We start from the raw sequence: 19,728 nt of genomic DNA, 5'->3' as shown, positions 1-19,728 counted from the left end.
CTCGGTGACACCAGAACACACCCGGCCCGTCGCGGAGCCGGGTTCTTTCCGCGACCCCCAGACCCGCGTCTTCCACGCCGACGGCGAGGTGTTGCGCGGGCTGGGGGCGCAGGCCGCCCAGGACTGGAAGGCCCTGCGCGACAGCGAGTTCTTCGCCCGCGCCCAGGCCGACGGCACGGTGACCGCCACCGAGGAGATCGATCGGGAGCTGCCGGGCGAGCCCGGCACGTGGAGCGCCACCCTGCGCCACGAGCCGCTGCCGTTCGTGACCTATCACTACGAGTGGTCGCACACGATGCGGCAGGACGCCGCCCGGCTCCACCTCGACCTGCTCCAGCAGGCGCTCCGGGCCGGCTTCACGATGAAGGACGGCTCCGCGTACAACCTGCAGTGGCGCGGTTCCCGACCCGAGTTCATCGACGTCGGCTCGTTCGAGCCCGCGAAGCCCGGTGAGCCGTGGGCCGGCTACCGGCAGTTCTGCCAGACGCTGCTGTACCCGCTGATGCTCCAGGCGCACCTCGACCTCGACCCGCGGGCGCTGCTGCGGTCGCAGATCGACGGCGTTGAGCCCGCCCAGATGCGCCGGCTGCTCGGTGGCACCAAGCGGCTCGCGGCCGGCGTGCTCAAGCACGTCCACCTGCACGACAGCATCCAGTCCCGCAACGCCGACCGGAGCACCGGCGCCGTACGCGAGCAGCTTCGCGACGCCGGCTTCAACAGCGAGCTCGTGCTCGCGGCGGCGAAGGCGATGGCCAAGCTGGTCACCAAGCTCGACTGGGCGCCGCCGGCCACGCACTGGGGCGACTACCGGGAGACCTGCAGCTACTCCGACGACGACCGGGCCGCCAAGCAACGGTTCGTCGACGCCGCCCTGGACGCAACAGACAAGACAGACCTCGTCCTCGACCTCGGCGCCAACGACGGTGTGTTCAGCCGCCAGGCCGCGGCCAGGGCCAAGACCGGCTACGTCGTCGCCGTCGAGGCCGATCCCGCGGTCGTCGACACCCTCTACCGCCAGCTCCGGGCCGAGGGCGAGAGGCGGATCCTGCCGATCGTCATGGACCTCGCCGACCCGTCGCCGGGCGGCGGCTGGGCGAGCCACGAGCGGGCGTCCTTCGCCCAACGCGCCGCCAAGGCGGACGTCACGCTGGCCCTCGCCCTCGTGCACCACCTGGCCATCGGCCGCAACGTGCCGCTGCCGGCAATCGTCGACTGGCTGGCCGGCATGGGACACACCGTCGTCGTCGAGTTCGTGCACGCCGAGGACCCGATGGCCCAACGCCTGCTGGCCAACAAGCCCGACGGCCTGTTCCCGGACTACCACGTCGAGACCTTCGTCAGGCAGCTCGGCGAGCGCTTCGACATCGCAAAACGGGAAACCCTCCCGGGCGGCACCCGCACCCTGATCGCCGGCGTCCGTCGTGCCTGAGCAAGCCCGTACAAACAAGATCAAGATCTGGGCCAGGAGCGAGACAGCCCCGCTGCTCGAGATCCTGGCCCTCTGCGGGCTCGCGATCACCCAGCCCCTGCTCGACGTCACCGGCCAGAGCCCCGACTTCTTCCTCTTCTACGGGGCCGGCCGGGGCGAGATCCTGCTGCTCGTCGCCATCGTCACGCTCGTGCCGACCCTGGCGCTCTGGACGGTCGGCGCGCTCACCGGCCTGGTCGGCCAACGGACCAGGAAGATCACCCACGCCACGACGGTCGGCGTGCTGGTCGCCGCCATCGCGGTCCAGTTCGGCAAGCAGCTGTTCCCGATGCGCGGCTGGCCGCTGGCCGCCATCGGGATCGCCGTCGGTGCCGGCATCGCGCACGCCTATTGGCGCTGGCGCGTCCCGGGCCAGCTCATGCGGATCGCGGCGCTCGGCCCGCTGGTCTTCGTGGCCCTGTTCGCCTTCGCGTCGCCGACCTCGGCGGTCGTGCTGCCCTCGGCCGCCCTCAAGGCCCGCGCCGACGTCACGCAGACCAAGGCCAGCCACCCTCCGGTGGTCATGCTGATGCTGGACGAGTTCCCCCTGGTATCAATCCTCGACAAAAACGGCAAAATCGACCAAAACAAGTACCCCAACATCGCCGAGCTGGCCAACAGCACCACCTGGTACCGCAACGCGACCGGCGTCAGCGGCTGGACCCCGTACGCGATGCCCGCGATGTTGACCGGCCGCCACCCGAGCAAGGCCGTCGCACCGCACTACGCCGCCTACCCCGACAACCTGTTCACGCTGCTCGGCGGCACGTACGACACGGACGTGCAGGAGACCATCACCGAGCTGTGCCCACCCAGCGAGTGCGGCGACGGCGTGCGACGCGAGGGCGGCCTGCCGGCGCTGCTGCGCGAGGTGGCCGGCCTGCTCCGGCAGATCGCCTCGCCGCGGGACGAGCCGGCCAGCGACCCCGAGGCGAGCTACCGGGAGAACACCCTCGCCGAGGCCCGTTCCGGCGTGGCGCCCGACGACCCGAAGTTCCGCTGGGACACCCTCGACGACAACCAGCCGTCCCGGTTCACCACGTTCCTCGACGGCCTGGTCCCGACCGCGCGGCCGAAGCTGCACTTCCTGCACCTGCTGATGCCGCACACGCCGTGGAACTACCTGCCGTCCGGCACGCGCTACGAGGCGCCCGAGGACTTCCCGCTGGACGGGCCCGGCTGGGTGGAGACCGCCCGGGACCGGCACCTGGCCCAGGTCGGCTACACGGACCTGCTGGTCGGCAAGATGATCGACCGGATGAAGCAGACCGGCCTGTGGGACAAGGCCGCGCTGGTCGTCACCGCCGACCACGGTGTGTCGTTCACCATGAACCACCAGGGCCGGGGGATGGGCCCGGTGCAGGCCTCGCCGGAGGAGGTGCTCTGGGTGCCGCTGTTCGTCAAGACGCCGGCGCAGCAGCAGGGCGCCGTCGACGACCGCAACTGGCAGCACGTCGACCTGCTGCCGACGGTCGCCGACCTGGCCGGCGTCGCGGTGCCGTGGGAGGTGGACGGCCGCCCGGCCTCGGCCTCGCCGCGCACCACGCACGACCACGTCTACAGCGACCTACCCGGAAAACCGGTCAACATCCCCGATACCACCACTTTTCCCAAAATAATCAGCGGCCAGGCCGGTCCACACATGGCCCCGGTGATCAGACCCGACCTGATCGGTAAGCAGATAAGCACGCTCCGGGTCAGCGAAAAAGGCGGTCCGCGGGTCAAAATCGACAATGCCTCCGCGTACGCCGACGTCGCTCCCGACACCGGGCGGCTCCCCGCGCTCGTCTACGGTCACCTGCCGTCCACGATCCGTGACGGCACGCCACTGGCGATCGCCGTCAACGGCCGGATCGGCGTCACGACCCAGGCGACCTGGGCCGACAAGCAGGGAAGACGGTTCGCGGCGCTGGTGTCCGACGAGGGCCTCTTCAAGCCCGGTGCCAACACCGTCGAGCTCTACGAGATAGCCGGCGACGAGCTCCGCCGGCTGCCCAACGCCTGACCACAGGGCCCTGACGGGCCCCAGGTGTGGCATATCCCTCGCCGTTGGGGACCAGGGCGCGATTCCGGCGGATCATGTCGAACGATTACCGTTGTACTGAGGCGTAACAACGACGTGACATCCCCCCACCCGTCAAAAGCGAGGACCAGATGACCGATGTCAAGCTAGACCACCCGGCCGGACAGCTTTCCATGGCCGTACGCCCGGCCGTGGAAGGCCCAGCGGGCCTCGACGTCGGCGCGCTGCTGAAGGAGACCGGATTCGTCACCTATGACCCGGGTTTCGTCAACACCGCCGCGACCCAGTCTGAGATCACCTACATCGACGGCGACGAGGGGATCCTCCGCTACCGCGGGTACCCGATCGAGCAGCTTGCCGAGCACTCCTCGTTCCTCGAGGTCACCTACCTGTTGATCTACGGCGAGCTGCCGACCGCCGACGAGCTGGCCGAGTTCACCGACAAGATTCGCCGCCACACCCTGCTGCACGAGGACTTCCGCGGCTTCTTCGACGGCTTCCCGCGTGACGCGCACCCGATGCCGGTGCTGTCCTCCGCGGTCAGCGCGCTGTCGACCTTCTACCAGGACAGCCTCGACCCGTTCGACCGCGACCAGGTCGAGATCAGCACCATTCGGATGCTGGCCAAGGTGCCGACCATCGCGTCGTACGCGTACAAGAAGTCGATCGGTCAGCCGCTGCTCTACCCGGACAACTCCCTCGGCTACGTCGAGGACTTCCTGCGGATGACCTTCGGCGTCCCGGCGACCCAGTACGAGGTCGACCCGGTGATGGCCAAGGCCCTCGACATGCTGTTCATCCTGCACGCCGACCACGAGCAGAACTGCTCCACCTCGACTGTGCGGCTGGTCGGCTCGGCCAACGCCAACATGTTCGTCTCCGTGGCGGCCGGCGTGAACGCGCTGATGGGCCCGCTGCACGGCGGTGCCAACCAGGCCGTGCTGGAGATGCTCCACCAGATCCAGGCCGACGGCGGCGACGTCAAGGCGTTCGTCAACAAGGTCAAGAACCGCGAGGCCGGTGTGAAGCTCATGGGCTTCGGGCACCGCGTCTACAAGAACTACGACCCGCGCGCGGCGATCGTCAAGAAGTCCGCCCAGGACGTGCTGTCCCGCATGTCGAAGGCCGACCCGCTGCTCGACCTGGCCATGCAGCTCGAAGAGATCGCGCTCGCCGACGACTTCTTCGTGTCGCGCAAGCTCTACCCGAACGTCGACTTCTACACCGGCCTGATCTACAAGGCGATGGGCTTCCCGACGAAGATGTTCACCGTGCTGTTCGCCCTGGGCCGGCTGCCCGGGTGGATCGCCCAGTGGCGCGAGATGATCGCCGACCCGGCCACCAAGATCGGCCGCCCGCGCCAGCTCTACACGGGCGCCGCGCAGCGTGACTACGTGGGGATCGACCAGCGCTAACGGCAAATTCCGGCAAAAAGCGCGTGTTTGTCGTCACGGCGCGCCGGCGGATTGACGCTACCGTCGGTGGGGGAAGTTAGCGGCACCGGTCGAGACCCGGCCGGTGCCGCTCGTACCACCGCCGACAGGAGGCACGCGCCCCATGCAGGTCTGGCCTGGCCAGCGATATCCCCTCGGGGCCACGTACGACGGCACCGGCACGAACTTCGCGATCTTCTCGGAGGTCGCGGAGGGCGTCGAGCTGTGCCTGTTCGACGAGTGGGGGCTCGGCAACGAACGCCGGGTCACCATGCAGGAGGTCGACGCCTACGTCTGGCACGCCTACCTGCCCGGTGTGGAGCCCGGCCAGCGCTACGGCTACCGGGTGCACGGCCGGTTCGACCCCGGCGCCGGCTTGCGCTGCAACCCCAACAAGCTGCTGCTCGACCCGTACGCGAAGGCGATCGACGACGACGTCCGCTGGGACCCGGCGGTCTACGACTACGACTTCCATGACCCCAACCGGATGTCGACCACCGACTCGGCCCCGTTCGTGCCGAAGGGCGTTGTCGTCAACCCCTACTTCGACTGGGGCAACGACCGGTCACCGCGCATTCCGTACCACGAGTCCGTGATCTACGAGGCCCACGTGAAGGGCCTGACGAAGCGGCACCCGGGCGTCCCGGACGAGCTGCGCGGCACGTACGCGGGCATCGGTCATCCGGCGATCATCGACCATCTCAAGAAGATGGGCGTGACCGCGATCGAGCTCATGCCGGTGCACCAGTTCGTGCACGACAACCGGCTGGCCGACCTGGGCATGCGCAACTACTGGGGCTACAACACGATCGGCTTCTTCGCGCCCTACCACGGCTACTCGGCGATGGGCCGCCTCGGCCAGCAGGTGCAGGAGTTCCGCGGCATGGTGAAGACCCTGCACGCGGCCGGCATCGAGGTGATCCTCGACGTCGTCTACAACCACACCGCCGAGGGCAACCACCTGGGTCCGACGCTGGGCTTCAAGGGCATCGACAACCCCAGCTACTACCGGCTGTCCGAACAGGACCGGCGCTACTACGTCGACTACACGGGCACCGGCAACAGCCTCAACATGCGCAGCCCGCACTCGCTGCAGCTGATCATGGATTCGCTGCGGTACTGGGTCGAGGAGATGCACGTCGACGGCTTCCGGTTCGACCTGGCCGCGACCCTGGCCCGGGAGTTCTACGAGGTCGACCGGCTGTCCACGTTCTTCGAGGTCGTGCAGCAGGACCCGGTGGTCAGCCAGGTCAAGCTGATCGCCGAGCCGTGGGACATCGGGCCCGGCGGCTACCAGGTCGGCAACTTCCCTCCGGTGTGGACGGAGTGGAACGGCAAATACCGCGACACGGTACGCGACTTCTGGCGCGGCGAGCCGGCCACGCTCGCCGAGTTCGCGTCCCGGATCAGCGGCTCGGCCGACCTCTACCAGGACGACGGCCGCCGCCCGTTCCACAGCATCAACTTCGTCACCTGCCACGACGGGTTCACCCTCAACGACCTGGTGTCCTACAACGACAAGCACAACGCGGCGAACGGCGAGGACAACCGCGACGGCGAGGGCCACAACCGGTCCTGGAACTGCGGTGTGGAGGGCCCGAGCGAGGACCCGGGCGTGCTCGCGCTGCGCGCCCGGCAGCGCCGCAACTTCCTCGCCACCCTGCTGCTCTCGCAGGGCGTGCCGATGATCGGCCACGGTGACGAGCTCGGCCGCACGCAGCGCGGCAACAACAACGCGTACTGCCAGGACAACGACCTGAGCTGGGTCGACTGGGAGCACGTCGACGAGCACCTGCTGGGGTTCGTCCGCAAGCTGACCGCGTTCCGGGCCCGGCACCGGGTGTTCCGCAGGCGCCGGTTCTTCAGCGGCCTGCCGGTGCAGACCCACAGCGCCGGCGCCCCGTTGCCCGACCTCGCCTGGTTCACCCCGGAGGGCCGCGAGATGACCCGCGAGGACTGGGGCAACCACTTCGGCCGCGCGGTGATGCTCTTCGTCAACGGCGAGGGCATCCGCGAGCGCGGCCAGTACGGGCAGCGGCACGTCGACGACTCGTTCCTGCTCTGCTTCAACGCGCACGACGCGGGCCTGCGGTTCACCGCGCCCGGCCACGAGTACGGCCAGAAATGGGAGGCCGTGATCAGCACGGCGGAATATCCGGGAGAGGGGCAGCAGGTGGTGGAGGCCGGCGCGTCGATCGTGGTACCCGACCGATCTCTCGTCGTGCTCGACCGCACGGTCTGAGGCCGGCGCGATGGCGACGCCGACCGGCACGTACCGCGTCCAGATCCGCCCCGACTTCACCTTCGACGACACGGCCGCCCTCGCCGGCTACCTGTCCGACCTCGGCGCCAGCCACCTCTACAGCGCCCCGCTGCTGACCGCCGCGCCGGGCTCGGCGCACAACTACGACGTGGTCGACCACCGGGCGGCCAACCCCCAGCTCGGGGGCGAGCCCGGCCGGCAGCGGCTGGTGACCGCCCTGCGGGCCGCCAAGCTCGGCTTCGTCGTCGACATCGTGCCCAACCACGCTGGCATCGCCGTCCCGCAGGCCAACCCGGCCTGGTGGGACGTGCTGCGCAACGGGCGTTCCTCGGCGTACGCGGACTGGTTCGACATCGACTGGTCCCGGGACCGGATCCTGGTCCCGGTGCTGGGCCACGACGGCGATCTCGACCCCCTCCACGTGCGTGACGGCGAGCTGCACTACTACGAGCACCGCTACCCGATCGCCCCCGGCACCGGTGCGGGCACGCCGCGCGAGGTGCACGCCCGCCAGCACTACGAGCTGGTCGGCTGGCAGCGCGGCGACAGCGAGCTCAACTACCGGCGGTTCTTCGCGGTCAGCAGCCTGGCCGGGCTGCGGGTCGAGGACCCGGCGGTGTTCGACGCGACGCACGCCGAGGTGCTGCGCTGGGTCGCGGCCGGCGACGTCGACGGGATCCGCGTCGACCACCCCGACGGGCTGCGCGACCCGGTCGGCTACCTGGCGCGGCTGCGCGACGCCGCGCCGGGCGTGTGGCTGGTGATCGAGAAGATCCTGGAGTACGGCGAGGACCTGCCCGCCTGGCCGGTCGACGGGACCACGGGGTACGACGCGTTGCGCGAAGCCGGCGGCGTCTTCGTCGACCCGGCGGGGGAGCCGGCGTTCAGCGTGCTCGACGCCGCGCTGACCGGGGTCGTGGTGTCCTGGCCGGAGCTGACCCACGCCTGCAAGCTCGAGGCGGCGCACCGGATGTTCCCGGCGGAGCTGCACCGGCTGGCGACGCTCGCGCCGGGGCTGCCGGACGCCGCGGCCGGGCTCGCCGAGCTGGCGGCCAACTTCCCGGTCTACCGCTCGTACGGTGCGGATGGCCTCCGTCATCTCGCCCGGGCCCGCTCGGAAGCCGGCCGGCGGCGCCCCGACCTGGTCCCGACCTTGGACGCGCTGACCGCCCGGCTGCGCGACCCGGCCGACGAGCTGGGGCAGCGGTTCTCGCAGCTCACCGGGGCCGTGATGGCCAAGGGGGTGGAGGACACCGCGTACTACCGCTGGACCCGGTTCGTCGCCCTCAACGAGGTCGGTGGCGCACCGGAGCGGTTCGGGGTCGGGGTGGGCGAGTTCCACGCGGCCGCCGCGCGGCGCCAGCGCACCTGGCCGCTCGGGATGACCGCGCTGTCGACCCACGACACCAAGCGCTCCGAAGACGTGCGGGCCAGGCTGGCCGTGCTGGCCGAGGTGCCGGACCGGTGGACCGGGGTCCTGCGGGAATGGCTGGCGGCGGCGCCGCTGCCCGACCCGTCGTTCGCCCACCTGCTCTGGCAGACCGTGGTGGGTGCCTGGCCGTTGACCCGGGAACGGCTGCACGCGTACGTGGAGAAGGCGGCCCGGGAGGCGTCGGTGTCCACGTCCTGGGTCTCCCCGTCACCGGTGTTCGAGCGCGCCCTGCACGCGGTGGTGGACCAGATCTTCGACGACCCGGCGCTGACCGCGTCGGTGTCGACCTTCGCCGCCGAGCTCACGCCGGCCGGGTGGTCCAACTCGCTCGGGCAGAAGCTCGTGCAGCTCGCCATGCCGGGCGTGCCGGACGTCTACCAGGGCACCGAGCTCTGGGACTACTCGCTGGTCGACCCGGACAACCGGCGCCCGGTCGACTTCGCCGCGCGGTCGGCGCTGCTGGCCCGCCTCGACGGCGGGTGGGAGCCACCGGTCGACGAGACCGGCGCGGCCAAGCTGCTAGTGGTGTCCCGGACGCTGCGGCTGCGCCGGGACCGGCCCGACCTGTTCGCCGGCTACCGGCAGGTGTCGGCGTTCGGCCCGGCCGCCGACCACGTGGTGGCCTTCGACCGGGGCGGGGCGATCGCGGTCGCCACCCGGCTGCCGGTCGGGCTGTCGCTGCGGGGCGGCTGGGGTGAGACGTATCTGACCCTTCCGGGCAATTCTTCCGTTCCTGATGACTCTGCGTCTTCGCGGCGTTTTACGGATTCGTTCACCGGCCGGGTCTACAGTGGGCGACGGGTGCCGGTGTCGAGCCTGCTCGACCGCTATCCGGTGGCCTTGTTGACCCCCGCCGAACCCGTGGTGGCGCCGTGACTGTGTTCTCCGTGTGGGCTCCGGACGTGTCGCGGGTGCGCCTGCGCGTGGCGGGCTCGGACCTCCCGATGTCCCATGACGCCGCGCGGGCGGGCTGGTGGACGCTCGACGTGCCGTCCGCCGCGCCCGGCACCGACTACGCGTTCCTGCTCGGCGACGACGACGATCTCGCGCTGCCGGATCCGCGTTCGGCGTGGCAACCGTCCGGGGTGCACGGCCCGAGCCGGGTCTACGACCAGTCCGCCTTCGCCTGGTCCGACTCCTCCTGGAAGGGCCGCCAGCTCCCCGGGAGCGTGCTCTACGAGCTGCACATCGGGACGTTCACCCCGGACGGCACGTTCGACTCGGCCATCACCCGGCTCGATCACCTCGTCGACCTCGGTGTCGACCTGGTCGAGCTGCTGCCGGTCAACGCGTTCAACGGCGAGCACAACTGGGGGTACGACGGGGTCTGCTGGTTCGCGCCGCACGAGTCGTACGGCGGCCCCGACGGTCTGAAGCGCTTCGTCGACGCCTGCCACGAGCGCGGCCTGGGGGTGGTCCTCGACGTCGTCTACAACCATTTCGGCCCTTCGGGGGCTTACGCGCCGATGTTCGGCCCCTACCTGTCCGAGGGCCCCGGCAACAGCTGGGGCGCCTCCGTCAACCTCGACGGCCCGCTGTCCGGCGAGGTCAGGTCCTACATCGTCGACAGCGTCGTGGGCTGGCTCCGCGACTACCACGTCGACGGGCTGCGCCTGGACGCCGTGCACGCCCTGGTCGACCGGGGTGCCGTGCACCTGCTCGAGGAGCTCGCGGTCGCGGTCGACGCGCTGTCGGCCCACGTCGGCCGTCCGCTGTCGCTGATCGCCGAGTCGGACCTCAACGACCCTCGCCTGATCACCCCGCGGGAGGGTGGCGGCTACGGCCTGACGGCGCAGTGGGACGACGACGCGCACCACGCCCTGCACACCCTGCTGACGGGGGAGCGGCAGGGCTACTACGCCGACTTCGGCTCGCTCCAGACCTTGGCCGACGTGCTGACCGGCGCCTTCTTCCACGCCGGCACCTGGTCGTCGTTCCGTCAGCGGGTGCACGGCCGCCCGGTCGACCGGACACGAGTCCCCGGTTACCGCTTCGTGGCGTACCTGCAGAACCATGACCAGATCGGCAACCGCGCCCTGGGCGACCGCCTGACCGCGACCCTGTCGCCGGGCCTGCTCCGCGTGGGCGCGGTCCTGCTCTTCACGGCGCCCTTCACGCCGATGCTGTTCATGGGCGAGGAGTGGGGCGCCAGCACGCCGTGGCAGTTCTTCACGAGCCACCCGGAGCCGGAACTGGCCGCCGCGGTCGCGACGGGCCGCCGCCGCGAGTTCGGCGCGCACGGCTGGCCCGAGGGCGACGTGCCGGACCCGCAGGACCCGGCCACGTACCTGCGCTCGCGGTTGGACTGGGCCGAGCTCGACAAGCCGGAACACGCGGAGATCCTGGCCTTCTACACGCGCCTGATCGCGCTGCGGAAATCCCACCCGGACCTGTCGGACCCGCGCTTGGACAAGATCGAGGTCACCCACGGCGACCAGTGGCTGGTCATGCACCGGGGCGGGGTAGCGGTGGCCGCGAACCTGGCGAGCAAGCCCCAACGCATCACCCTGCCGGGCTTCATCCGCTCGGTCCTGCTGTCCACAGAGTCGGGCGCCACGGTCATGCGCGACGGTGTCCAACTCCCGGCCGTGTCCGCGGTCGTCGTCTCGCTGGCCTGAGCTACAGCACCGTCTGGTCCGCCGGCCGCGTCGGCCAGCGCCGGACGCGCGCGAGGGCGAGCCTGACCTGTGTGAGCGCGGCGATGCCTGCCCCGCCAAGCGCCTTGACGGAACCCGTACGGCCCGGATCGTGACCGCGGTCACGCCTGCGTAGCGAGGGCGTCAAGAAAGCGTCAGGCCGCGTATCGAACGCGTCTGTACCAGTTCCCCGGTCGAATCGGAGCGGATTTCATCCTTCTGGCACCTGCCCGACGTCCAGGCTGCCCTCGATTCGATGAATAGGAGTTACGCACGTGATTGACGTGCTGCTGGTACTCGTGACGGTGGCGTGCTTCGCCATCCTCGGACTGGTCGTGCGGGGGGTGTCGAAGCTGTGAGCGCCGTCAACCTCATCGGCCTGATCGTTTCGGCCGCGCTGGCGGTCTTCCTGTTCGCCGCCCTGCTGTTCCCGGAGCGTTTCTGATGAGCATGACTGCCGCGGGCGTGGTGTTCGTCGTCTCGCTGGTCGCCGTCCTGGCGGTCGCCTACAGGTACTTCGGCGACTACATGTACCGCGTGGTCGTCGGCAGACGGCACTCGGTGGCCGAGCGGGGCATCTACAAAGTGCTCCGGGTCAACCCCGAGGGCGAGCAGAGCTGGAAGGCGTACGCGGGCAGCCTGCTCGCCTTCTCCGCGATCTCGCTGCTGTTCCTCTACGGGCTGCTCCGCCTCCAGAGCGTGCTCTGGCCGAACCCGGACTTCCCGGGCGTCACCAACCACGTCGCCTGGAATACCGCCGTCTCCTTCGTGACCAACACGAACTGGCAGGCGTACTCGGGTGAGTCGACCATGACCCACCTGTCGCAGATGGCCGGCCTGGCGGTGCAGAACTTCGTCTCCGCCAGCGTGGGCATCGCGGTGGCCGTGGCCTTCGTCCGCGGCTTCGCCCGGCGCCGGACCAACGAGCTCGGCAACTTCTGGGTCGACCTGACCCGCATCACGCTGCGCATCCTGCTGCCCGTCGCCGTCGTCGGCGCGATCGTGCTGATCGTCGGCGGCGTGGTGCAGAACTTCTCGGGCGGCCACGACGTCACGACGCTGACCGGCGGGACGCAGTCCCTCACCGGGGGCCCGGTGGCCAGCCAGGAGGCGATCAAGGAGCTCGGCACCAACGGTGGCGGCTTCATGAACGCCAACAGCTCGCACCCGTTCGAGAACCCGACGAGCTGGACCAACTGGTTCGAGCTGTTCCTCATCCTGCTGATCCCGGTGGCGATGCCGCGGGTGTTCGGCCGGATGGTCGGTCAGAACCGCCAGGGGTACGCGATCCTCGCGGTCATGGGCATCCTGGCGATCGCCAGCATCGCCCTGACCAACGTGTTCGAGATCGGTGGCGCCGGCACGGTGCCGCACGCGGTCGGTGCCGCGCTCGAGGGCAAGGACATGCGGTTCGGCGTCTCCAACTCGGCGACGTTCGGCGCGATAACCACGCTGACGTCGACCGGTGCGGTCAACTCGTTCCACGACTCGTACACCGCGCTCGGCGGCATGATGCCGATGTTCAACATGATGCTCGGTGAGGTGGCGCCCGGCGGTGTCGGCGCGGGTCTCTACGGCATGCTCGTGCTCGCCGTGATCACGGTCTTCATCGCCGGCCTGATGGTCGGTCGGACGCCCGAGTACCTGGGCAAGAAGATCGGCGCGCGGGAGGTCAAGTTCGCGTCGCTGTACATCCTGATCACACCGTTGCTGGTGTTGACCGGGGTGGCCGCGGCCATGGCGACGAGCAACCACACCACGATGCTGAACGTCGGACCACACGGCTTCTCCGAGGTGCTCTACGCGTTCACCTCGGCGGCCAACAACAACGGTTCCGCGTTCGCGGGCATCACCGTCAACACCGGCTGGTGGGACAGCGCGCTCGGCTTCGCGATGCTGTTCGGGCGGTTCCTGCCGATCATCATGGTGCTCGGCCTGGCCGGCTCGCTGGCCAGTCAGCAACCGGTGCCCGAGTCCAAGGGCACGCTGCCGACGCACCGACCGCTGTTCGTGTCGATGCTCGTCGGCGTCACGGTGATCGTGGTCGCGCTGACCTTCCTGCCCGCCCTCGCCCTCGGCCCGCTGGCCGAAGGCCTCTGAGTCGCCGTCCACAAAGGAAACACGGAGATGACTGTTCTTAGCACGCCGGGCGGCGCGACCGCGCCGCGCCGGATCGGCGGCGGCCTGCTCGACCCCAAACAGCTCTGGAAGTCGTTGCCTGACGCGCTTCTGAAGCTCAACCCGCGCACCCTGTGGCGCAACCCCGTCATGTTCATCGTCGAGATCGGCGCGGTGTTCACCACCGTGCTGGCCATCGGCGACCCGTCGCTGTTCGCCTGGCTGATCACCGTCTGGCTCTGGCTCACCGTGGTCTTCGCGAACCTCGCGGAGGCCGTGGCCGAGGGTCGCGGCAAGGCCCAGGCGGCCTCGCTGCGGGCCGCCAAGCGCGACACCATCGCGCTGCGGCTGGTCGAGTGGACGCCGGGTCAGGACCGCACCCGCTACCGCGAGGAGTCCGTCGCGGCGTCGGCACTGCGGTTGGGCGACATCGTGTACGTCGAGGCCGGCCAGACCATCCCCGGCGACGGGGACGTCGTCGAGGGCATCGCCAGCGTCGACGAGTCGGCGATCACCGGCGAGTCGGCCCCGGTCATCCGGGAGTCGGGCGGCGACCGCAGCGCGGTCACCGGCGGCACCCGCGTCCTCAGCGACCGGATCGTCGTCAAGATCACCCAGAAGCCCGGCGAGAGCTTCATCGACCGGATGATCGCCCTGGTCGAGGGCGCCTCCCGCCAGAAGACCCCAAACGAGATCGCGCTCAACATCCTGCTGGCCGCGCTGACCATCATCTTCCTGTTCGCGACGGTCACGCTCCAGCCGATGGCGATCTTCGCCAAGGCGTTCCAGGGCGCGGCGCCCGACACGTTGTCACTCAACGCGGACGGCATCTCCGGCATCGTGCTGGTCTCGCTGCTGGTCTGCCTGATCCCGACGACCATCGGCGCGCTGCTCTCCGCGACCGGCATCGCCGGCATGGACCGCCTCGTCCAGCGCAACGTACTGGCCATGTCGGGCCGCGCCGTCGAGGCCGCCGGCGACGTCAACACCCTGCTGCTCGACAAGACCGGCACGATCACCCTCGGCAACCGGCAGGCGTCGGAGTTCCTGCCCGTCGAGGGCGTCACCCCGGAGACCCTGGCGGACGCGGCCCAGCTGTCCAGCCTCGCCGACGAGACGCCCGAGGGCCGCTCGATCGTGGTGCTGGCCAAGCAGGACTACGGGCTGCGGGCGCGCGAGGAAGGCGTGATGCCGAACGCCACGTTCGTGCCGTTCAGCGCCGAGACCCGGATGTCCGGTGTGGACCTCACCGACCGGCGGATCCGCAAGGGCGCCGCCTCCGCGGTGATGAAGTGGGTACGCGACAACGGCGGCCACCCGACCGAGCAGGTCGGCGACACCGTCGACGCGATCTCCGGCTCCGGCGGCACCCCGCTGGTCGTGGCCGAGCACGTCGAGGGCCAGCCGGCCCGCGCCCTCGGCGTCGTCCACCTCAAGGACGTCGTCAAGGCCGGCATGCGGGAGCGGTTCGACGAGATGCGCCGCATGGGCATCCGTACCGTCATGATCACGGGTGACAACCCGCGCACCGCGAAGGCCATCGCGGACGAGGCCGGCGTCGACGACTTCCTCGCCGAGGCCAAGCCCGAAGACAAGATGGCGCTGATCAAGAAGGAGCAGGAGGGCGGCCGCCTGGTCGCCATGACCGGTGACGGCACCAACGACGCGCCCGCGCTCGCGCAGGCCGACGTCGGCGTCGCGATGAACACCGGCACGTCGGCCGCGAAAGAGGCCGGCAACATGGTCGACCTCGACTCGGACCCGACGAAGCTGATCGAGATCGTCGAGATCGGCAAGCAGTTGCTGATCACCCGGGGCGCGCTGACCACCTTCTCGATCGCCAACGACATCGCGAAGTACTTCGCGATCATCCCGGCCATGTTCTGGGGGATCTACCCGAGCCTGGACGCGCTCAACGTCATGAAGCTGAGCAGTCCGGAGTCGGCGATCCTGTCGGCGGTCATCTTCAACGCGCTGGTCATCATCGCGTTGATCCCGCTGGCCCTGCGCGGCGTGCGCTACCGGCCCAGCAGCGCATCCAAGCTGCTGACCCGGAACCTCTGGATCTACGGCCTCGGCGGGATCGTCGTCCCGTTCGTGGGCATCAAGATCATCGACCTGATCATCCAAGGGATCTTCTGATGCGCCTTCCTTCCTGGATCTCACAGCATCTGGCGGCGTTGCGCGCCGTCCTGGTGTTCACCGTCATCCTGGGCCTCGCCTACCCGTTCGTGATGTTCGGCGTCGCCCAGATCCCCGGCCTGCGCGACAGGGCGAACGGCTCGATCGTGCAGGGTGCGGACGGCAAGGACGTCGGCAGCTCGCTGATCGGGCAGTCGTTCACCGACTCCGACGGCAACGCGGTCCTGAAGTACTTCCAGTCGCGGCCGTCCGCCGCCGGTGACGGCTACGACCCGACCTCGACGGCCGCGTCGAACCTCGGCCCGGAGAGCATCGAGGACACCCTGCCGGTTCCCGGCGCGGTGGACGACGAGGGCAACCCGGACGAGGGCTCGCAGAGCCTGCTCACCCAGGTCTGCGCGCGCAGCGTCGAGGTCGGCGAGCGCGAGGGCGTCTCCGGCGCCCGGCCGTTCTGCACGCCCGACGGCGTCGGCGCGGTCCTGCGGGTCTACTACTCGCAGGGCCTGACCGGCACCGTCACCCGGGCCGTCAGCGTCAACCAGGCCGCACCGGCGACGCCGTTCATCAGCACCTACCAGGGCGTCACGGTCGAGGCGGGCAAGCCCGGCGAGGACTACTCGGGCGGCGTGCTCGTCCCGATCCGCGGCGACGCGCCGGCCAAGCCCGGGGTCCCGGCGGACGCGGTGACCGCGAGCGGCTCCGGGCTCGACCCGCAGATCAGCGAGGACTACGCGCGGCTCCAGGTGGCCCGGGTCGCGCGCGAGCGCGGCGTGGACCCGGCGGCGGTGCGCAAGCTGGTCGACGAGAACACCACGGGCCGGGCCCTGGGCTTCATGGGCGAGCCGGCGGTGAACGTGCTCCAGCTCAACCTGGCGCTCGACCGCGAGCTCTCGGCTCGCTGACGGGGGCGGGGCGGTTCAGGGAATGGCACGCGGAGAACTGCGCATCTATCTCGGGGCCGCCCCGGGTGTCGGCAAGACGGTGGCCATGCTCGACGAGGCACAACGCCGGGTCGAGCGGGGCACCGACGTGGTCGTCGGCTTCGTCGAGACCCACGGCCGGGCCTTCACGGCCCGGATGATCGGTGACCTGGAGGTGGTGCCGCGCCGCACGGCGGAGTACCGCGGCGCCACCTTCACCGAGCTCGACGTCGACGCGCTGCTGGCCCGCGGGCCCGAGGTCGCGCTGGTCGACGAGCTCGCGCACACCAACGTGCCGGGCTCCCGCAACGAGAAGCGCTGGCAGGACGTCCAGGAGCTGCTCGACGCGGGCATCATCGTGCTGTCCACGGTGAACGTCCAGCATCTCGAGTCGCTCAACGACGTGGTCGAGCAGATCACCGGGATCGTCCAGCGCGAGACGGTGCCCGACAGCGTCGTGCGCGCCGCCGACCAGGTCGAGCTGGTCGACATGACGCCGGAGGCCCTGCGCCGGCGGATGGCGCACGGCAACATCTACCACCAGGACAAGATCGACGCCGCGCTCGGCAACTACTTCCGGGTCGGCAACCTGACCGCGCTGCGGGAGCTCGCCCTGCTCTGGCTGGCCGACAAGGTCGACCAGCAGCTCGAGCGCTACCGCGACGCGCACGGGATCGGCAAGACCTGGGAGACCCGGGAACGGGTCGTGGTCGCGGTGACCGGCGGGCCCGAGGGCGACACGCTGATCCGCCGCGCGGCCCGGATCGCCGCCCGCAGCAAGGGCACCGACCTGATGGCCGTGCACGTCGCCAACTCCGACGGCCTGACCGGCGCCGACCCGGCCCTGCTGGCCAAGCAACGGCTGCTGGTCGAGAGCCTCGGCGGCAGCTTCCACCAGGTGGTCGGCGGCGACATCCCCCGGGCGCTGCTCGACTTCGCCCGCGGCGTCAACGCCACCCAGCTCGTCCTCGGCGTCAGCCGGCGCGGACGGCTCGCCCAGCTCGTCTCCGCGGGCGTCGGCGTCACCACGTCGGCCCGCTCGGACGCGATCGACGTGCACCTCGTGCCGCACCCCGAGGTCGGCCGTGGCCGCCTGGCCGTGCCGGCGCCCGCACTCTCGCCCCGGCGCCGCCTGATCGGCTTCGCGCTCGTGCTCGCCGGCCTGCCCGCGCTCACCGCCATGCTGCTGCCGCTGCGTCCCGACCTGTCGCTGCCCAGCGAGATGCTGCTGTTCCTGGCCGCGGTCGTCGGCATCGCGCTCGTCGGCGGCGTCTGGCCGGCGCTGCTCGCCGCGGTCGGCGCGTCCCTGATGCTCAACTACTTCTTCACCCCGCCGACCAACCAGTGGACGATCGCCCAACGCGAGAACATCCTGGCGCTGGCCGTCTTCGTGGCGATCGCCGCCGCGGTGTCGTGGATCGTCGACGTCGCGGCCCGGCGCACCCGCGAGGCCGCGCAGGCCAGCGCGGAGGCGCAGACCCTGGCCACGGTCGCGGGCAGCGTGCTGCGCGGCACCGGCCCGCTGACAGCCCTGCTGGAGCGGCTCCGGGAGACGTTCGGGCTCGAGACGGTGACGCTGCTGGAGCGCCGCACCGACGCCGGCGACCGCCCCGACCGGCAGCGCAGCCCGCTGTCCTGGGACGTCGCCGCCAGCGTCGGCGGGCCGCCGTGCTGCGCGCCCGGTGAGGCGCAGACCGAGGTCGCCGTCGACGACAGCCTCGTGCTCGCGCTGCGCGGGCGCACTCCCGCAGCCGCCGACCGCCGGCTCATCGAGGCGTTCGCGGCCCAGGCCGCCGTCGCCCTGCGGCACGAGCGGCTCGCCGAGCAGGCGGCCCAGGCCCGCCCGCTGGCCGAGGCCGACCGGATGCGGACCGCCCTGCTCGCGGCCGTCAGCCACGACCTGCGTACCCCGTTGGCCTCTGCCAAGGCGGCCGTCGACAGCCTGCGCGGTGAGGAGGTGGCCTTCTCCGACGACGACCGCGACGAGCTGCTCGCCGCCGCCAACGAGTCCCTCGTGCGGCTGGGCCGCCTGGTCGACAACCTGCTCGACCTGAGCCGGCTCCAGGCGGGCGCGCTCGGCGTGACCCTCGCGGAGATCGGCCTGGAGGACGCGGTGCCGCGGGCCCTCGACGAGCTCGGCCCGAACGGCCTGGCGGTCCGCTCCGACCTCACCGCCGACCTGCCGGCCGTCGCCGCCGACCCGGGCCTGCTGGAGCGCATCCTGGTCAACCTCATCGCCAACGCGCTGCGGTTCAGCCCGCCCGGCCGGCCGCCCCAGGTCACCGCCCGCTACCAGGACGACCGGGTCGAGCTGCGGGTGGTCGACCACGGCCCGGGCATCCCGGAGACCGACCGCGACAGGGTGTTCGTGCCCTTCCAGCGCATGGGCGACCGCGACAACCACAACGGCGTCGGCCTCGGCCTCGCGCTGTCCCGCGGCCTGGCCGAGGCGATGGGTGGCTCGCTGGTGCCGGAGACGACGAACGGCGGCGGGCTGACCATGGTGCTCGCGCTGCCCGCCGCGGTGTCCCCGGGCGACACCGCCGCCACCGAGGCGGTCGAGCGGGCCGTGCGGGAACGCCGCCACCGGCGATGATGCGCGTGCTCGTGGTCGACGACGACCCGCAGATCGTCCGCACGCTCCAGGTCAACCTCCGGATCCGCGGGTACGCCGTGGACTCCGCGACGGACGGCGCCGGAGCGCTGCGGTCGGCCCTGCGGATCCGGCCCGACCTGGTCGTCCTCGACCTCGGACTGCCCGACATGGACGGCCTCGAGGTGCTGCGCGGGCTGCGCGCCTGGAGCCCGGTGCCGGTGGTCGTGCTGACCGGCCGGGCCGGCAACGACGAGAAGGTCGTCGCCCTGGACGCCGGCGCCGACGACTACCTGACCAAGCCGTTCCACGTCGAGGAGCTGCTCGCCCGGATCCGCGCGGTCACCCGCCGCAGGTTCGCCCCGGCCGGCACCTCCCGCGTCCGGGTCGGCCGCTACGTGGTCGACGTGGCCGACCGGATCCTGGTCGGCGACGAGCCGCTGCCCAGGCTCACCCCGACGGAATGGCACCTGCTGGAGATCCTGGTGCGGCACGAGGGACACCTGGTCACCCACCGCGAGCTGTTGCGTGAGGTGTGGGGACCGTCGTACGAGGACTCCAAGAACTACCTGCGGCAGTTCCTCACCCAACTCCGGCACAAGCTCGAGGACGATCCCTCCCGACCGCGCCACCTGCTCACCGAACAGGGCGTCGGCTACCGCCTGGTCGCGCCGCCGCCGTCCGAGGAGCGATGACGGAG

Annotated in this window: 12 protein-coding genes; all 12 read left to right on the top strand. The window is 70.7% G+C overall.

The features are described from left to right. Nucleotides 1–4: 4 nt before the first annotated feature. Nucleotides 5–1,429 (top strand): methyltransferase, encoded by a 1,425-nt coding sequence (locus tag CHC05_RS25290; RefSeq protein WP_089253055.1) that lies wholly within the window; start codon nucleotides 5–7, stop codon nucleotides 1,427–1,429. Beyond that, nucleotides 1,422–3,473, top strand: coding sequence for a sulfatase-like hydrolase/transferase (locus CHC05_RS25285; RefSeq protein WP_089253054.1), 2,052 nt, complete (start codon nucleotides 1,422–1,424; stop codon nucleotides 3,471–3,473). The genes CHC05_RS25290 and CHC05_RS25285 overlap by 8 nt, the downstream gene beginning before the upstream one ends. 149 nt (nucleotides 3,474–3,622) lie before the next feature. Then, a complete protein-coding gene (locus tag CHC05_RS25280; RefSeq protein ID WP_089253053.1) occupies nucleotides 3,623–4,906 on the top strand; it encodes a citrate synthase in 1,284 nt (427 codons plus the stop codon). Between the two features lie 142 nt (nucleotides 4,907–5,048). Continuing rightward, nucleotides 5,049–7,166 carry a glycogen debranching protein GlgX gene (gene glgX, locus CHC05_RS25275; RefSeq protein WP_089253052.1) on the top strand — a complete coding sequence of 706 codons (2,118 nt, stop codon included), beginning with the start codon at nucleotides 5,049–5,051 and terminating at the stop codon, nucleotides 7,164–7,166. 10 nt (nucleotides 7,167–7,176) lie between these two features. Next, entirely contained in the window at nucleotides 7,177–9,495 is a 2,319-nt protein-coding gene (gene treY, locus CHC05_RS25270; protein WP_089253051.1) for a malto-oligosyltrehalose synthase, read from the top strand. Beyond that, nucleotides 9,492–11,237 (top strand): malto-oligosyltrehalose trehalohydrolase, encoded by a 1,746-nt coding sequence (gene treZ, locus CHC05_RS25265; RefSeq protein ID WP_089253050.1) that lies wholly within the window; start codon nucleotides 9,492–9,494, stop codon nucleotides 11,235–11,237. The genes treY and treZ overlap by 4 nt, the downstream gene beginning before the upstream one ends. Nucleotides 11,238–11,610: 373 nt before the next feature. Continuing rightward, on the top strand, nucleotides 11,611–11,700 hold the full coding sequence (gene kdpF / locus CHC05_RS25260) for a K(+)-transporting ATPase subunit F (RefSeq protein ID WP_144022757.1): 90 nt from the start codon (nucleotides 11,611–11,613) through the stop codon (nucleotides 11,698–11,700). Beyond that, the gene (kdpA, locus tag CHC05_RS25255; protein WP_089253048.1) at nucleotides 11,700–13,355 is read left to right on the top strand and encodes a potassium-transporting ATPase subunit KdpA; all 1,656 of its coding nucleotides are present in this window, start codon (nucleotides 11,700–11,702) and stop codon (nucleotides 13,353–13,355) included. Before kdpF ends, kdpA begins: the two co-directional genes overlap by 1 nt. A 27-nt stretch (nucleotides 13,356–13,382) precedes the next feature. Next, nucleotides 13,383–15,515, top strand: coding sequence for a potassium-transporting ATPase subunit KdpB (kdpB, locus tag CHC05_RS25250; protein WP_089253047.1), 2,133 nt, complete (start codon nucleotides 13,383–13,385; stop codon nucleotides 15,513–15,515). Next, complete coding sequence (locus tag CHC05_RS25245) at nucleotides 15,515–16,417, top strand: potassium-transporting ATPase subunit C (RefSeq protein WP_089253046.1); 903 nt, start codon at nucleotides 15,515–15,517, stop codon at nucleotides 16,415–16,417. The genes kdpB and CHC05_RS25245 overlap by 1 nt, the downstream gene beginning before the upstream one ends. A gap of 22 nt (nucleotides 16,418–16,439) precedes the next feature. After that, nucleotides 16,440–19,031, top strand: coding sequence for a sensor histidine kinase (locus tag CHC05_RS25240; protein WP_089253045.1), 2,592 nt, complete (start codon nucleotides 16,440–16,442; stop codon nucleotides 19,029–19,031). After that, entirely contained in the window at nucleotides 19,028–19,723 is a 696-nt protein-coding gene (locus CHC05_RS25235) for a response regulator transcription factor (protein WP_089253044.1), read from the top strand. The genes CHC05_RS25240 and CHC05_RS25235 overlap by 4 nt, the downstream gene beginning before the upstream one ends. The last annotated feature ends 5 nt before the right edge of the window (nucleotides 19,724–19,728 follow it).

The sequence above is a fragment of the Asanoa hainanensis genome, from assembly GCF_900188485.1.
GTDB classification, from domain to species: Bacteria; Actinomycetota; Actinomycetes; order Mycobacteriales; family Micromonosporaceae; genus Asanoa; species Asanoa hainanensis.
Note: the sequence above shows the minus strand (reverse complement) of the source record. Positions and strands in the feature narration are given on the sequence as shown.

Bases quoted from the DNA above. Each gene is read 5' to 3' on its own strand.
- CHC05_RS25235 (WP_089253044.1), top strand. From the start codon at position 19,028: ATGATGCGCGTGCTCGTGGTCGACGACGACCCGCAGATCGTCCGCACG.
- kdpA (WP_089253048.1), top strand. From the start codon at position 11,700: ATGAGCATGACTGCCGCGGGCGTGGTGTTCGTCGTCTCGCTGGTCGCC.
- treY (WP_089253051.1), top strand. From the start codon at position 7,177: ATGGCGACGCCGACCGGCACGTACCGCGTCCAGATCCGCCCCGACTTC.
- CHC05_RS25240 (WP_089253045.1), top strand. From the start codon at position 16,440: ATGGCACGCGGAGAACTGCGCATCTATCTCGGGGCCGCCCCGGGTGTC.
- glgX (WP_089253052.1), top strand. From the start codon at position 5,049: ATGCAGGTCTGGCCTGGCCAGCGATATCCCCTCGGGGCCACGTACGAC.
- CHC05_RS25245 (WP_089253046.1), top strand. From the start codon at position 15,515: ATGCGCCTTCCTTCCTGGATCTCACAGCATCTGGCGGCGTTGCGCGCC.
- CHC05_RS25280 (WP_089253053.1), top strand. From the start codon at position 3,623: ATGACCGATGTCAAGCTAGACCACCCGGCCGGACAGCTTTCCATGGCC.
- kdpB (WP_089253047.1), top strand. From the start codon at position 13,383: ATGACTGTTCTTAGCACGCCGGGCGGCGCGACCGCGCCGCGCCGGATC.